The 14,713-nt window shown below is 69.7% G+C and carries 16 protein-coding genes; 12 read left to right on the top strand and 4 right to left on the bottom strand.

Features of this window, described 5'->3' with window-relative positions:
- Positions 1 to 272: 272 nt before the first annotated feature.
- Positions 273 to 608, bottom strand: coding sequence for a winged helix-turn-helix transcriptional regulator (locus ACWD26_RS21600; protein ID WP_451272384.1), 336 nt, complete (start codon positions 606 to 608; stop codon positions 273 to 275).
- Positions 609 to 672: 64 nt separating this feature from the next.
- Here ACWD26_RS21600 and ACWD26_RS21595 point away from each other — a divergent pair, with 64 nt between their 5' ends.
- A complete protein-coding gene (locus tag ACWD26_RS21595) occupies positions 673 to 1,515 on the top strand; it encodes an NmrA family NAD(P)-binding protein (RefSeq protein ID WP_451272382.1) in 843 nt (280 codons plus the stop codon).
- 335 nt (positions 1,516 to 1,850) lie between these two features.
- Here ACWD26_RS21595 and ACWD26_RS21590 read toward each other — a convergent pair whose 3' ends face one another.
- Together ACWD26_RS21590 and ACWD26_RS21585 are read right to left on the bottom strand one after the other, a co-directional pair.
- Positions 1,851 to 2,486 carry a LysE family translocator gene (locus tag ACWD26_RS21590; protein ID WP_451272380.1) on the bottom strand — a complete coding sequence of 212 codons (636 nt, stop codon included), beginning with the start codon at positions 2,484 to 2,486 and terminating at the stop codon, positions 1,851 to 1,853.
- Positions 2,464 to 2,670, bottom strand: coding sequence for a hypothetical protein (locus tag ACWD26_RS21585; RefSeq protein WP_451272378.1), 207 nt, complete (start codon positions 2,668 to 2,670; stop codon positions 2,464 to 2,466). The genes ACWD26_RS21590 and ACWD26_RS21585 overlap by 23 nt, the downstream gene beginning before the upstream one ends.
- A gap of 25 nt (positions 2,671 to 2,695) precedes the next feature.
- Between ACWD26_RS21585 and ACWD26_RS21580 the strand changes: the two genes are divergently transcribed.
- A complete protein-coding gene (locus ACWD26_RS21580; RefSeq protein WP_451272376.1) occupies positions 2,696 to 3,220 on the top strand; it encodes a CGNR zinc finger domain-containing protein in 525 nt (174 codons plus the stop codon).
- 296 nt (positions 3,221 to 3,516) lie between these two features.
- Here ACWD26_RS21580 and ACWD26_RS21575 read toward each other — a convergent pair whose 3' ends face one another.
- Positions 3,517 to 4,269, bottom strand: coding sequence for an IclR family transcriptional regulator (locus ACWD26_RS21575; protein WP_451272374.1), 753 nt, complete (start codon positions 4,267 to 4,269; stop codon positions 3,517 to 3,519).
- A 248-nt stretch (positions 4,270 to 4,517) separates the two neighbouring features.
- On the opposite strand from ACWD26_RS21575, the gene solA (ACWD26_RS21570) reads away from it, so the two are divergent.
- The 10 genes from solA (ACWD26_RS21570) to ACWD26_RS21525 all read left to right on the top strand — a co-directional run.
- On the top strand, positions 4,518 to 5,651 hold the full coding sequence (gene solA, locus ACWD26_RS21570) for an N-methyl-L-tryptophan oxidase (RefSeq protein ID WP_451272372.1): 1,134 nt from the start codon (positions 4,518 to 4,520) through the stop codon (positions 5,649 to 5,651).
- Positions 5,652 to 5,690: 39 nt separating this feature from the next.
- Positions 5,691 to 6,827: an N-methyl-L-tryptophan oxidase gene (solA, locus tag ACWD26_RS21565; RefSeq protein WP_451272370.1), complete on the top strand. Its 1,137-nt coding sequence runs from the start codon at positions 5,691 to 5,693 to the stop codon at positions 6,825 to 6,827.
- A gap of 12 nt (positions 6,828 to 6,839) precedes the next feature.
- Entirely contained in the window at positions 6,840 to 7,811 is a 972-nt protein-coding gene (locus ACWD26_RS21560; RefSeq protein ID WP_451272368.1) for a succinylglutamate desuccinylase/aspartoacylase family protein, read from the top strand.
- A gap of 85 nt (positions 7,812 to 7,896) precedes the next feature.
- Entirely contained in the window at positions 7,897 to 8,997 is a 1,101-nt protein-coding gene (locus ACWD26_RS21555) for an extracellular solute-binding protein (protein ID WP_451272366.1), read from the top strand.
- On the top strand, positions 8,990 to 10,129 hold the full coding sequence (locus ACWD26_RS21550) for an ABC transporter ATP-binding protein (protein ID WP_451272364.1): 1,140 nt from the start codon (positions 8,990 to 8,992) through the stop codon (positions 10,127 to 10,129). The genes ACWD26_RS21555 and ACWD26_RS21550 overlap by 8 nt, the downstream gene beginning before the upstream one ends.
- Before the next feature lie 3 nt (positions 10,130 to 10,132).
- Positions 10,133 to 11,029: an ABC transporter permease gene (locus tag ACWD26_RS21545; protein WP_451272362.1), complete on the top strand. Its 897-nt coding sequence runs from the start codon at positions 10,133 to 10,135 to the stop codon at positions 11,027 to 11,029.
- Complete coding sequence (locus ACWD26_RS21540) at positions 11,026 to 11,892, top strand: ABC transporter permease (RefSeq protein ID WP_451272360.1); 867 nt, start codon at positions 11,026 to 11,028, stop codon at positions 11,890 to 11,892. The genes ACWD26_RS21545 and ACWD26_RS21540 overlap by 4 nt, the downstream gene beginning before the upstream one ends.
- Positions 11,889 to 13,247 (top strand): aminotransferase class III-fold pyridoxal phosphate-dependent enzyme, encoded by a 1,359-nt coding sequence (locus tag ACWD26_RS21535; protein ID WP_451272358.1) that lies wholly within the window; start codon positions 11,889 to 11,891, stop codon positions 13,245 to 13,247. Before ACWD26_RS21540 ends, ACWD26_RS21535 begins: the two co-directional genes overlap by 4 nt.
- 26 nt (positions 13,248 to 13,273) lie before the next feature.
- The gene (locus tag ACWD26_RS21530; protein WP_451272356.1) at positions 13,274 to 14,227 is read left to right on the top strand and encodes a succinylglutamate desuccinylase/aspartoacylase family protein; all 954 of its coding nucleotides are present in this window, start codon (positions 13,274 to 13,276) and stop codon (positions 14,225 to 14,227) included.
- A partial coding sequence (locus ACWD26_RS21525) for an aldehyde dehydrogenase family protein (RefSeq protein ID WP_451272354.1) occupies positions 14,224 to 14,713 on the top strand: 490 nt, incomplete at its 3' end. The genes ACWD26_RS21530 and ACWD26_RS21525, both read left to right, overlap by 4 nt.

Here is a 14,713-nt window from a genome sequence, read left to right as displayed (position 1 = left end):
CCGCACTCCCTCGCCGCATCCTGCGCGACGCCGCCAACGGACACCACGCTGACGGCTGTCGCATGCCTGAACCGATGCCACTTGCATGCCAGGCGGTTCCTCCGGGGCCGCATCCGTCACTGATGCCGCCGACAACGCACCCAGCCGGCGGGGTATTACCCCCGGACCCCCAACTCCCGCCAGTCACAAGCAAGTTCGGGTTCCCGGGAAGGGTGGTGGGCCGGTCAGGCCGACTCTGGCAGTGCCCCGCAGGCCGCTGCACGCCCCGTGGATCACACCGTGACGTGAGCCTCGGGGTCGGGGACCGCCTGAGCCCAGGTGGCCATGGCCTCAAGGACGTCGCGCAGTCCCTCGCCGAGCGAGGTGAGTCGGTACTCGACGCGTGGGGGGATCTCCGCGTAGGTGGTGCGCGTGACGATGCCGTGGGTCTCGAACTGGCGCAGTCGGCTGGTCAGGGTGTGGGGGCTGATGCCGGGGAGGGCGTCGCGCAGTTCGGTGAACCGGTGGGGGCCCTTCAGGAGTTCGCGCACGATGAGGGTGGCCCAGGGGCCGTTGAGGAGGGTGAGGAACCGGGCGACACCGCACTCGGGCAGGCAGGGATTGGTCATTTTTTGGAGAGTAGCCCATTAGTGCAGTTGATGTAACTGGTGCATCCTGTGCACTAATGGCGCCATGACCTACGTGATCCATGGCGCCACCGGCGCCCAGGGTGCCCCTGTCGTCTTCGCTGTCACCGCCGCGGGAAGGTCTGTGACCGCCGTGACCCGCAACGCCGACGCCGTCGTGGACGGCGCGCGCGTGGTGGCCGCCGCCTACTCCTCCGCCGCTGACCTGACCGACGCCTACCGTGGTGCCGAAGGAGTGTTCGTCCACCTGCCGGTGACCTCGGAAGAGGACCGCCGGATCTTCGCGGGCAACATCCTCACCGCCGTCCGCGCGGCGCGGCCGGCCCGCGTGGTGTTCTCCACCAGCGGTTTCCCGATCGATCCCGCCGTCGGCGGTGCCGCCGCGACGCTGGCCGCCGGCCTGGCCGACAGCGGTGTGTCCCACGCGGTGATCGCGCCCGAGCTGTACCTGGAGAACCTGCTCATGCCGTATGTCGTCGATTCGGTCCGTGAGCGCGCTGTGCTGCCTTACCCGATCCGGGCGGACTTTCCTGTCTCCTGGGCGTCCCATCTGGACATCGCCGATGTCGCCGTCGCCCTGTTCGAACGCCCGGACGTCACCGGTGTGGTCTCCGTCGGACAGTACCCGGCGATCACGGGACCGGATCTGGCCGAGGCGTTCGCCGCCCGGCTCGGGCGGGATGTGGTCTTCGAGCCGATCACCCCTGAGGAGTTCCGTACCTCGGTCGCGCCCATGATCGGGGAGGGTCCGGCTGCCGATGTCGCGGGGGCCTACCAGGCGATGAGCGCCATGCCGGGCCGCTCGATCACGCCGGAGACCTCCGCCCAGAAGCTGCTGGGCGTCACCCCTCGGACCACGCGCCAGTGGCTGGCCGACATCGGGCTGTGACCGCCCGGCCACCTTCGCACGCTGTGGGTGAACCCCGCACCAGGGCCAGGCGCCGGGCACCCGTGAGGTTGCCTGGCGCCTGCGCCGTCCCGCCTCCGGCACAGCCTCCAGGTGACGCCGTCTACATCGACGAACAGGCTGTTGACACATTGCGTGAGGCGGTGATCTGCCCGATGGCGCGGACCTGTGTCGCCTAGCGACGTCCCCAGGTCGCCGTCGAGGCGAACCGCGGAGCGCTGCACGCGTTCGCTCCGCTGTCCGCTTGACCGTGGTGCTTGACCAGGACTCATGATCTTTGGTCTGGGAGGGAGGGCAGGCATGGGCGGCTGGGCATTTCAGAGTGGAACGATCGCCAGTCGGATGCCGAGCCCGAGGAGTGCGGAACCCATGACCCCATCGAGCACCGCCGAGACTCCAGGTCTCGCGAGTCGGCGGCCCACCCGGGTCAGCAGACAACTCATTCCCGGATACCACGTCATGAGCACCGCGGTGTGGGCGGCGAGCAGCGCAGTGGCCGCCGGGACGACCGCATCGTCCGGCCCGATGAACTGGGGGAAGACGGTGGTATAGAAGATCCCCACCTTGGGGTTGAGCAGGTCGCCGATCAGACCACGGCGGAACCGCCGAGCGCGGACAGCCCGGGCGTGAGACCGTCGGGCCGCTGGCCTGCGCCGGGCCGAGCACAGGGCCTGCGCGCCCAGCCAGATCAGGTATGCCGCGCCCGCGAGCCGGAGCACGTCGTATGCCACGCGTGAGGTCGCCAGCAGCGTGGCGAGCCCGAGCACGGAGCCTGCCGCCCAGAAGACTTTGCCGGGCGTCAAGCCGACCGTTGCGGCGACCGCGGCACGCTGGCCGCCCTGTCGCGCGCAGCCGAGCACGACCGTGAGATTGGCGCCCGGAGTTGCCGCAAGGACAAGGCACAGCACGACGAAGGAGCCCAGCTGGGCCCTAGCACGCCGGCTCACCGCCACCGGCTGCCCCTCCGACCGCGGTCACCGGCTCTTGAGGCGACCGTCCGCGGGGCGGCGCTGGGCCGTCCTTGAGGACGTCCCCGGCCAGCAGCACGCGGAGGTGGCCGCAGGCGCAGCGCTGGTAGCGCACCCAGCCCACGGAGGTCGAGTGCTTCGACAAGGTGAAGAAGAGGCATGAGGTCATGCCGTGAGCGTGATGCAATGACTAAATGCATTTCAACGCTTACGGCGGCAACGCGGCCCTGCTGGCAGCGGCCCTGGCCAACCTCGACGACGGGTGCGATGCCCGCACTGTCGAGACGCTGCTGTCCGAGCACCGGGTGGCGCGCCCCGATCTGACCGGCGAGGAGCTCCCACTGCTGCTGGCCTGGCGCCGGCGCCTGTGGGAGGCGTTCGCCGCCCCCACCACGGCGGAGCGGGTCGGTGCCGTCAACCGGTTGCTGACCGATGCGGCGGCCCGCCCGTACGTGTCCACTCACGACGGCCAGCCGCCACACCTGCACTACGCCGACGAGAACGCAGACGTCGTCACGCGCGTGCGGGCCGCCACCGCGGCCGGGCTCGCCCTGGTACTCACCGAGACGGATCCTTGCCGTCTCGGGCGGTGCTCGGCCCCGGGCTGCCGTGCCGTCTTCGTCGACGTGTCCCGCAACGGCCGCCGCGAGTACTGCTCACGCATGTGCGCCACACGGGTCCACGTGTCCGCGCACCGCGACCGGAAGCGGCGGCGGTAGGGCCGTCCACCTCGACCGTGCCGTGGCCGCCGGAACTCGAAGAGTCGCGCGCAGGTGGCTGACGATGGATCCCTGCAGCGCGGCAGGCCGTACGGCCAGCACTGTCTCAAGTGCTGCCGACCGCCCATGCCAAGACCAGCCCCGGCTTCAACACGCACCGCCCGACAACAGCGGGTCGGGCCCTGACGCTCCGCATCGCGATGGGCCGCTCCGAGCCCGGTTTCCAAGCCACCAGGCGCTGGGAGAGCGGCCCGTGGCACCACGGGATTGTCCCTGCGCTGAATCCTGCTGCGCCCTCACTCACCCGTGCGACGCGCCGCGATCTCCTTCGCCGTGTCCGTGACAAGACGCCCTAGCTCCGGTAGCCGTGCCGCGTCGTACCGCGACTCGGGAATGGAGACGGTGATCGTTGCAAGGGGCGTGCCATCCGCGTCCAGGATGGCGGCTGCCACCGCGCAGACGCCCGGCCGGTACTGATTTCGGTTGACGGAGAATCCGTCGGCTTGTACCCGCTCCAGCTCGGCGCGCAACTGAACCGGATCGGTCGGCGTGGCATCAGTGAAACGTTCCAGGCCGTGCCTGACAACCTCATCGACGTCCGCCGTCGGCAGATGCGCGAGGATCGCGCGCCCCGAGGCAGTCGCATGCAGGGGCGATATGTCGCCAATGGCGAAAACGATCCTCAGTGCGTGGGTACAGTCCACCCGGTCCACGATCACAGCGCCCTGCAGCCCGTCCGGCACCGACAGGTGGATTGTCTCGTTCAGCGCGTCCCGGAGTCGGACCATGGGCTCACGCGCGGCGGCGAACAGGCTCGAGCCCTGCAACGCCGCCGGTCGGACGGCGAGCACCCGCGCGCCGATGTCCCAGCGGGTGGTGTCCTTGCGGTTGGCCCGCAGCCACCCGGCCTCGTTCAGGGTGATCAGTGTGCGCTGGACGGTCGACTTGGGCAGCGTCAAGAGCTTGCTCAGTTCTCCGACCGTCACCGGCTGGTGCTGCGCGACCGCTTCCAGGATCTGCAGGGCCCTGGTGACGCTTCTGACTTCCATGCGGTTGCCCCCGTTAACTGTGAATTTCCTCTGACAACACCTCTTGACTCCCTCCGACGCCACTGTCATTGTTCGTCGTGCCGCACAGTAGCACACCGTGCCGCTGAGTGGAACGGACAACAGGGAGAGTGGCTTGAAGTCGCCTCTCACAGTCCGAGTCGGGCGATCTCCAGCCCTCCCCGCATCCGGAATCAAAGAATCCGCATGCATGCGCCCGGCGTCCAGCCCGGGAGACGAAAGGAACCGCTGTGTCTGTCAGGAAGCGTGTCGCCGTCGTCGGCGTCGGAACGATGGGCAGCCAGGCCGCCTGGCGGCTGGCGGCCCGTGGCGCCGAGGTCGTCGCCTACGACCGGTTCGCGCCCGGCCACGACCGCAGCGCCGCCGGCGGTGAGACCCGCATCTTCCGCAGCGCGCACTTCGAGGACTCCCGGTACGTCCCGCTCCTCAGACACGCCGACGCCCTGTGGGAGCAGTTGCAGCGGGAGACCGGCCGTGAGCTGCGCCGGCTGACCGGATGCCTGCTGATGGGGCCCACCCAGCACCACCAGATGGCCACCGTCCTTCAGTCGATCGCCGAGCACGACCTCGACCACGAGGCGCTCGACCACGAGGCGATGGCCAAGCGCTTCCCGCAGTACCGGCTGGAGGACGGTGACGCCGCCGTGCTCGACCGCCGCGCGGGCTTCATCCGGCCCGAGCTCACGGTCCAGACCGCGGCCCGCCGGGCCGAGCAGCTGGGTGCCCGCATCCACCGCTACACGCCGGTCCGCGAGATCACGCCGGTCGGCAGCGGCGTGGAGATCCGTACCGACGACGGCGCCGAGCGTTTCGACGCGGTCGTGGTCACCGTCGGACCGTGGGTGAACGACCTGCTGCCGGACCTGCCGTGGGAGGTGGACGTCCGCCGCCTGATCAGCGCCTGGTACGTGCCCACCACCGACGCCTGGTTCGGCGAGGAGCGCCCCGCGTTCATCCGCACGTCTCCCACCCACTGCTACGGCCTGCCCTCCCCGGACGGCGTCTCCGTCAAGATCGGCCTCAACAAGGAGCTGCACAGTCCGGCCGACGACCCCAACGCGCTGGACCGCACCGTCCAGCCGGACGAGCTGGAGATCTTCACCGAGCTGCTCCGCCGCCACCTGCCCGACCTGCACCCGGACCCGACGCGCCTCTCCGTCTACATGGAGGGCTACACCGACAGCAGTCGGCCCCTGATCGGCCCGCTGCCCGGCGCGGGCAACGTGATCCTGCTCGCCGGTTTCTCCGGCCACGGCTTCAAACTCTCGCCCGCCTTCGGCGACGTCGCCGCCGACCTGGCGCTGGACGGGACCTCCCCCCAGCCCATCGACTTCATCTCCACCATCGGCCGCACCACGGCCTGAACCGCCCCCGACCACCCACCATCCGGCAAGGAGAACCACATGGCCGCGAGGAAACGTGTCGCCGTCGTCGGTACCGGCACAGTGGGCAGTCAGGCCGCGTGGCGGCTGGCGGCCCGTGGCGCCGAGGTCGTCGCCTACGACCGGTTCGCGCCCGGCCATGACCGCAGTGCCGCCGGCGGTGAGACCCGTGTCTTCCGCAGCGTGCAGACCGACGACGGCCGCTATGTGCCGCTCGTCCAGCACGCCGACGCCCTCTGGAAGCAGCTGCAGGCGGAGACCGGCCGGGAGCTGCGCCGGCTGACGGGCTGCCTGTTCATGGGGCCGGCCGATGACTCGCACATGCGCACCGTCATGGACGTCATCACTGAACACGGTCTCGACCACGAGGTCCTCGACGCCGACGCGATGGCCAAGCGCTTCCCACAGTTCCGTGTCCACGACGGCGACCTGGCCGTCCTCGACCGCCACGCCGGCTTCGTCCGCCCCGAGCTGACGGTTCAGAGCGCCGCCCGCCGCGCCGAGGAGCTGGGTGCCAGGATCCGCCGCTACACCCCGGTCAGGGAGGTCGGCCAAGCTGCCGGGGGAGGCGTGGAGATCCGTACGGACACCGGTACGGAGCGCTTCGACGCCGCGGTGGTCACCCCGGGCCCCTGGGTGAGCGAACTGCTGCCGGACCTGCCGTGGGAAGTGAGCGTCTGCCGCGCGATCAGCGCCTGGTTCCTGCCCCACGACGACCATCGGGCCGGCGAGGAGCGCCCGGGATTCCTCCGCCGCGGTGCCCACGAGTTCTACGGGATCCCGTCCCCGGACGGCCTCTCCGTCAAGCTCGGCCTGCCCCAGGCCCATCATGAGCCCGTGGACGACGCGAACCGGCTGAACCGGACCGTCGCGCCGGAGGAACTGGAGACCTTCACCGAGATCGTGCGTCGCTACCTGCCCGGCCTGAACCCCGACCCGGTGCGCCTGTCCGTCTTCATGGAGGGCTACACCGACAGCACGCGCCCGCTGATCGGTCCCCTCCCGGGCTGCGACGACATCGTCCTGCTGGCCGGCTTCTCCGGCCAGGGCTTCAAGATCTCGCCCGCCATGGGCGACATCGCCGCGGACCTCGCCCTGGAGGGCCGCACCTCCCAGCCGATCGGCTTCATCAGCACGCTCGGCCGCACCACCGCCTGAATGAGGTACGACATGACACTGACCATCGGCCCGCTGAGCGCGGAGCCGGGTCGCAAGACCCGGGGAACCATCCCCGTGGACCTCGGTCCCACGACCGTGGACATCCCCCTGATCCTCGTCAACGGCTCCCGTCCGGGGCCCAGGGTCGTGATCACCGGTGGCGTCCACGGCGGCGAGTTCGTCGGCACCGACGCAGCCGCCCGCCTCGGCGGGCTGCTGGAGCCGGAGGACGTGAGCGGCCAGGTGGTGATGTGCCCCGTCGTCAACCCCCCTGCTGTCTACGAGGGCCGCCTGGGCAAGTCCCCGCTGGACGGCGTCAACATCAACCGTGTCTTCCCCGGTGACAAGGACGGCGGCCCCACGGAGCGGCTGGCGGCCTGGCTCTTCGAGAACGTGATCAGCGGCGCCGACGCCTACGCGGACCTGCACAGCGGCGGCATCGACGAGACCCTGCTCGACTTCGTCGGCTACCGCCTTGCCTCCGACGAGGAACTGGACGCGAAGACGCGGGCCATGGCCCACGCCGTCGGATACGAGCGAGTTCTCTTCGGCCGCAACGCCCAGGGCGGCAACAGCCACGCCGCTGCCGCCCGGCAGGGCATCCCCGCCATCCTCATCGAGACCGGCCAGCTCGGCCACCGTGACCCCGCCCAGACGCGGACCCTGCTCGACGGCCTGTACCGCCTGCTGCACCACCTCGGCGTCATCGAGGCGCCCCAGCACGTCGCACCGGTCACCGTCCAGCCGCGCGAGTGGGTCTGGACCGGCTCGGTCGTGTCCCCCGCCACCGGCCTGTGGTACCCGGACGCAGTCACCGGCGACGAGGTGACCGAGGGCCAGAGCATCGGCCGCGTCATCGACCCGGCCGGCGGCAGCGAACACAAGGTCACCGCCACCGCCTCCGGACAGATCCTCTACGGCATGAACGGGCTCACCGTCGCCCCTGGCGCGGAGCTCGCCGCCATCGCGGTGCCGCACGACTGACGGGCCCTCCCGTCCGTCGCGCCCCTGATCCCACCCTCCCAACCCCGCTGAGCTGGTCCCCACGCGTAACCTCAGGAGATTTGTCATGAGTGATCCCATGATCGGTCGCAGAGCGCTCCTGCGCGGAGCCGGCGGCCTGGCCGCCCTGGCCGCCCTTCCCTCCCTTGCCGCCTGCGGCACCGGCACCAGCCGCGTCGCCTCCGGCGGCAAGGGCGGTGGCAAGAAGGTGGTCGTCCGCGACAGCGGCGGCGCCTTCGGCGAGGCCCTCCAGAAGGCGGTCTACACGCCGTTCGCCCAAGAGAGCGGCATCAGCGTCCAGGTCACCAACCTCCAGGGCACCCAGATGCTGGCCCAGATCAAGCAGGGCCGCCCCCAGTTCGACCTGATCAACAACTCGATGATGGACCACGCCAAGTTCGTGGCTCAGGACGCCCTGGAGACGCTGGACCGCGACCGGGTCAAGAGCCTGAAGAGCGCGAAGATCCCCGAGAACCAGATCACCGACCATTCGATCGCCAGCAGCTTCTACGCCCAGTGCATGGCGTACCGCACCGACGCCTTCGGGGGTAAGACGCCTCAGTCGTGGGCGGACTTCTGGGACACCAAGGCGTTCCAGGGCAGCCGCTCGATGTGCAACCCGGACGCCGACCTGCCCGAACTGGAGTTCGCGCTGCTGGCCGACGGCGTCCCCATGGACAAGCTGTATCCGCTGGATGTGGACCGTGCCTTCAAGGTGCTGACCCGGCTGCGGGGCGACATCAAGAAGTTCTGGGACAGCGGCCCGCTCCCGGGAGTGCTGCTGAGCCGTCAGGAGGTGACGATGTCCACCGTCTGGCACGGCCGGCTGGCCGACCTTCTGAAGCAGGGTGTCCCGGTCGCGGCCCAGCTCAACGGCGCCCGTCGTCAGTTCCAGGGCTTCGGTATCGCCAAGGGTGCGGCCAACGCGGACGCCGCCTACCAGCTCATGGACTACTCACTGCGTCCTGAGGTCCAGGCCCGCCTTGCCGAGGCCTACCCGTCGAACCCGGCCTCCCCGGTGGCCTACAAGAAGCTCACCGATGAGGTGCGGTCCACGCTGGCGGGTGCGCCGAAGTACTACGACAAGGGTTTCGACACGGACATCGACTGGTGGCTGAAGAACGAAGCGGCCGTCACCAAGCGCTGGTTGGAGTGGGCTCGTGGCTGAATTCGGTGTCGCCACGCCGCCCGTCGCGGTGGCCGGCAACAAGACGGCCACCGCGACCGGCAAAGCGCTGTCGGTGGTGGCCCTGCGCAAGACCTACGGTGACGTGGTCGCCGTGGACGAGGCGTCGATGGAGATCGCGGCGGGGGAGTTCGTCACCTTCCTCGGCGCCTCGGGGTCGGGCAAGACCACGACGCTGATGATGATCGCGGGTTTCTGCGAGCCGGACTCCGGCACCATCACCGTCGGGGGCCGCGATGTCACGCGGCTCGCGCCGCAGAAGCGGGGTCTGGGTTTCGTCTTCCAGCAGTACCTGCTCTTCCCGCACATGACGGTCAGTGAGAACGTGGCCTTCCCGCTCACGCTGCGCGGTGTGCCGAAGGAGGAGATCCGCCGCCGGGTGGGGGAGACGCTGGAGATCGCGGGCCTGTCCGGCTTCGGCGGCCGCAAGCCGCGTGAGCTGTCCGGTGGTCAGCAGCAGCGCGTCGCACTGTGCCGGGCACTGGTCTACCGTCCGCCGGTGATCCTGATGGACGAGCCGCTGGGCGCGCTGGACAAGAAGCTCCGCGATCAGCTGCAGGTCGAGATCAAGGCCATCCAGCAGGAACTGGGCCTGACCGTCATCTACGTGACGCACGACCAGGAAGAGGCGCTGGTCATGTCCGACCGCATCGCGGTGATGCGCAACGGCCTGATCGAGCAGTTCGACACCCCCAGAGAGCTGTTCGAGCGGCCCAGGACGCCCTTCGTCGCGGACTTCCTCGGCGCGGCCAACTTCCTGCCCGGTCGCGTGGAGCAGCACACCGACGAGCACACCCTGGTCCGCCTCGACCAGAACGGGGGCCTGCTGAAGGCACGCCGCCACGACCTGGCCTCCGGCGCGCAGGTGACGGTGGCTGTGCAGCCGGGCCGGCTGCGGGCCAGCGCCGCCGACGACGGTTTCTGTACCGGCACGGTCGAGACCGCCACCTACGTGGGCACTCTGGTGCGCGCGGGTGTGCGGATCGACGGCAAGGACGCGCCGCTGCTGCGCCTGGAAGTCCCGGCCGGCCGGGGCCCGGTCGCCGGCGAGCGGGTCGGGATCACCGCCGACCCCGACGACATCAACCTCTTCCCCACCGAACAGGCAGGGTGAGCCATGGCCGCCACCCTCACCGCAGGAGCTCCCGCCCGCCCGCGCAAACTCCTCGCCTCACGCAGGACCCGGGTCGGCATCCTGTACGCGCTGCCGGTCGTCGTCTACCTGCTGGTGCTGTTCGTCTACCCGATCTTCAGCACGATGTTCCTCAGCCTGAAGAACACCGACGGATCACTGACGCTGCACTGGTACGCCGACGCGCTGACCGGCGTCAACCTCTCCGTCCTGTTCACCACACTGCGGATCTCGGCGGAGACGGCGCTGTTCAGCCTCGTCTTCGGGTTCGTCCTCGCCAACGCGATCTCCCGGCTCAAGCCCCTGTGGGCCGGGCTGGCCATGCTGATCGTGGTCGTGCCGCACTTCATCAGCGCCCTGGTACGCACCTACGGCTGGATCATCATGCTCGGCGACAAGGGCTTGGTGAACGAGACCCTGGCCAACCTGTGGGTTCCCGGGGCGCCGTTCCAGCTGTTGTACAACGAGATCGGCGTGGTCATCGGCACCACCTCGGTGATGCTGCCGTACACGGTGCTGCTGCTGTACGGCGTGATGCGCGGCGTGGATCGGCGGCTGCTCGCGGCCGCGGCCAGCATGGGCGCGGGCCGGGTGACCATCTTCCGCCGCATCTACCTGCCGCTGGTCGCCCCCGGTCTGGCCAGCGCCGGACTGCTCAGCTTCATCCTCTCGCTGGGCTACTACATCACCCCTGCCCTGATGGGCGGACCCAACCAGACGATGATCGCCTCGCTCATCAACCAGCAGGTGACCAAGGAGAACCAGTGGAACGGGGCGGCCGCTGAAGGCGTCATCCTGCTGCTGCTGACCTTCGCCGGACTGCTGCTGGTCAAGCTCGTCACCTCGCTCGGCGCCAGCGCCAAGAAGAGGAGCTCGTCATGATGGAGCTGCGCAAGACCATCACCGGGCGGATCGCCCTGACCGCCATTGCCACCCTGATCCTGCTGTTCCTGGCACTGCCGATCGTCGTCATCGTCATCACCTCCTTCAGCGACAACGCCTTCGCCGCGTTCCCGCCCCACGCGTGGACGCTGCACTGGTACGAATCGCTGTTCGCCGACGGCAGCAAGTGGCCGGCCGCGCTGTCGCTGAGTGCCCTCGTGGCCTGCCTCAGCACCGTGTTCTCGCTGATCATCGGGGTCACCGCGGCGACCGCACTGACCCGCAGCGAACTCCCGCTGCGCTCCGCGGTTTACGCCCTGATCCTCGGCCCCCTCCTCATCCCGAACATCGTCACCGCCCTGGGCCTGTTCCTGCTGTTCGAGCCGGCCGCGATGCTGGGCAGCCCGCTCGCGATCGCCCTCGGTCACACCGTGCTGGCCTCGCCGATCGCGGTGCTGATCCTGGTGGCCACCCTGCGCGGCATCGACGAACGGCTGGAGGACGCCGCCGCCAGCATGGGCGCCGGCCGCCTCACCATCGCCCGGAAGATCACCTTCCCCCTCGCCGCGCCGGGCATGATCGCGGCAGCGATCTTCTCCTTCATCACCAGCTTCGACGAGTTCTACATCTCCCAGTTCCTGTCCTCGGTCGACACCGTCACCCTGCCGGTGCAGATCTACAACTCCCTGACCTTCGACATCGATCCCAGCGTGACCGCGATCAGCGCGATCCTCATCGCCTTCGCCATCCTCGCCCTCGCCCTGGTGGCCCTGGTGCGCTGGCTCGGCTCGGGCCGGCAGGACTCCCTGCTGTCCGTCGAGAACACGGCAGGGATCGCCGCCCCTGGAGGCGAGGCCGTATGACCACCACCACCGCTCAGCGGCACCTGCTGCTGAACATGACCGCCAACGGATCGCTCGCGAAACCCGACAAGAAACTCTTCGTCGTACGCCACGGCGAGGGACCGTACGTCGACGATGCGGCCGGCAACCGCTACATCGACGGCCTCTCCGGCCTGTACTGCTGCCAGCTCGGCTACTCGTACGCCGACGAGATCGCCGAAGCGGCCGACAAGCAGCTGCACGAACTGTGCTACAGCCCCCTGTGGTCCGAATCTGCGCACCCCACCGCACTGGAACTCGCCGAGCGACTGACGTCGCTGGCCCCCGACGGCATAGAGCACATCTTCTTCAGCGGCGGCGGCGCCGAGGCCGTGGAGACCGCCTGGAAGATCACCCGCCGGTACCACACCCTGCGGGGTGAGCCGCAGCGGACCAAGGCCATCGCCCGGCGCGGCGCCTACCACGGCCTCACCCTCGGGGCACTGTCCTTCACCGACGATCCCGGTCTCACCGAGCCGTACGGGCCACCCGCCGTGGAGACCCACTTCGTCGCGAACACCAACCGCACGGCCCTGGAACAGCCGCTGGACGAGGCGGCCTTCACCCAGTACCTGCTCGCCGACGTCGAGGCCACAGTCCTCGCGGCCGGGCCGGAGAGCATCGCGATGCTCATAGCGGAACCGGTGCAGAACCGCGGCGGGTGCATCACCCCGCCCGCCGGCTACTGGGAGGGCCTGCGCCGGCTCGCCGACCAGTACGGGTTCCTGCTCGTCGCCGACGAGGTGATCACCGCCTTCGGCCGGCTCGGCGAGTGGTTCGGCGGCGACCGCTACGGCGCCCGCCCCGACATCGTCACCGTCGCCAAGGGCATCACCGCCGGCTACGCCCCGATGGGCGCGACCCTGGTAGCGGACCGCGTCGCCGAGGTCATCAACCGGCCCGGCGAAGTCCTCAACCACGGCTACACCTTCAGCGGCCACCCGCTGAGCGCGGCCATCGCCCTGCGCAGCCTCCACATCATGGAGCGGGACCGGATCCTGGACCACGTCCGCGGCCACCAGGACCACCTGGCCCAGCGCATGGCCTCCCTCGGGGAGTTGCCGATCGTCGGAGACGTCCGCGGCGCCGGTTTCTTCTACGCCGTCGAGCTCGTGGGCGACCTCGACGGCGGCGGCTTCAGCGACACCGCCCGCGCCGAACTGATCGTCGACCTGATCCCGCGCCGCCTGCGCGAGGCCGGACTGCTGGCCCGCGTCTACAACCGCCCCGCCCCCCTGGTCCAGATCGCGCCCCCGCTGATCAGCGACCGCCAACTGCTCGACCGTATCGCCGACATCATCGTTCAGACCCTCGACGAGGCGTCCGACCGTCTGTGAATCACCTCTTCGAAAGGAACCTCCCCATGTACTCCATCGGTCCGCTGACCGTCGCCCCCGGCGAGCGCGCCCAGGGTCTGATCCCGGTCGGCACCAGCAGCTACGGCGTGGATCTCGGCATTCCGCTGATCGTCGTCAACGGTGCCGAGGACGGCCCGGTCCTGTGCGTGGACGCGGGCGTGCACGGCGACGAGTACGACGGCCAGGAGGCCATCCGCCGTGTCCTCGCCGACATCGACCCTGCCACCCTGCGCGGCACCCTCGTCGGCATCCCCTGCATGAACACCCCGGCCTTCGAGGCCGCCGCCCGCACCAGTGGCCTGGACTACCTGAACCTCAACCGGATCTTCCCCGGCGACGCGGACGGCTCGTACTCCCTGCGGCTGGCGGCCACCTTCGTCGAGCAGGTCGTACCGGCCATCGACGCCCTGGTGGACCTGCACACCGGCGGCACGTTCGGCGAGATCGCCCCGCTCGTGATCCTTCAGGGCGGCTACGAGGAGCTGGCGACGGACCTCGCTCTCGCGGCCGGCCACGAGCTGGTCTGGAAGGGCGGCAAGTGGGGCGGCACGGTCCGCCACCCCACCCTCGCGGCCGGAAAGCCCGCCATCACCATCGAGGCCGGCGGCGGCACCTACCGCGAGGCCAACGTTCAGCTGCACATCCACTCGATCCGCAACATCCTGCGGCAACTCGGCATGATCGACGGTGAGGCGGAGCGGAGGGACACCTACACGGCCGTCTCCGGCACCTTCGCCCGCTCCAACGCCGGCGGCTTCTTCCTCGGGCACACCGAGCCGGGCGACACCTGCAAGGAAGGCGACCTGATCGCCCACATCGTCGACCATTACGGCAACACGCTGGAGGAGGTCCTCGCCCCGCAGGACGGCATCGTGCTCTGGGTGCGCCGCATCCGTACCGTCCGGCCCGGTGACGAGGTCGTCATCTTCGGTGAGGTCCAGGGAGAGATCCGGCCATGAGCGGCGACACGAAGTTGCTTCTCGTCGGCGGCAAGGAGGTGCCGGCCGCCGACGGCCGCACCCTCACCGTCCTCGATCCGTCGAACGGGACTGCCTTCGCCGAAGTGGCGCTGGCCGGCCCGGCGGACGTGGACCAGGCGGTGGCCGCCGCCCGGGCAGCGTTCACCGCGCCCGAGTGGGCCGGGCTGCGCGCCGCCGACCGGGGCAGAATCCTGTACCGGATCGCCGATGCCATCCGCTACCAGGGCGAACGTCTGGCGCGGCTGGAGAGCCAGGACGTCGGCAAGCCGCTGCGCCAGGCGAAGGCCGATGTCGAGGCGGCGGCCCGCTACTTCGAGTTCTACGCGGGCGCTGCCGACAAGCTCGGCGGCACGACGATCCCTCTCGGCCGCGGCCTGATCGACTACACCGTCCGCGAGCCGATCGGTGTCTCCGGCCAGATCATCCCGTTCAACTACCCGCTGCAGAACACCGCGCGGGGCTCCG

This window comes from Streptomyces sp. NPDC002787 (genome assembly GCF_053592095.1).
This window is presented reverse-complemented; position numbering and strand designations above follow the sequence as displayed.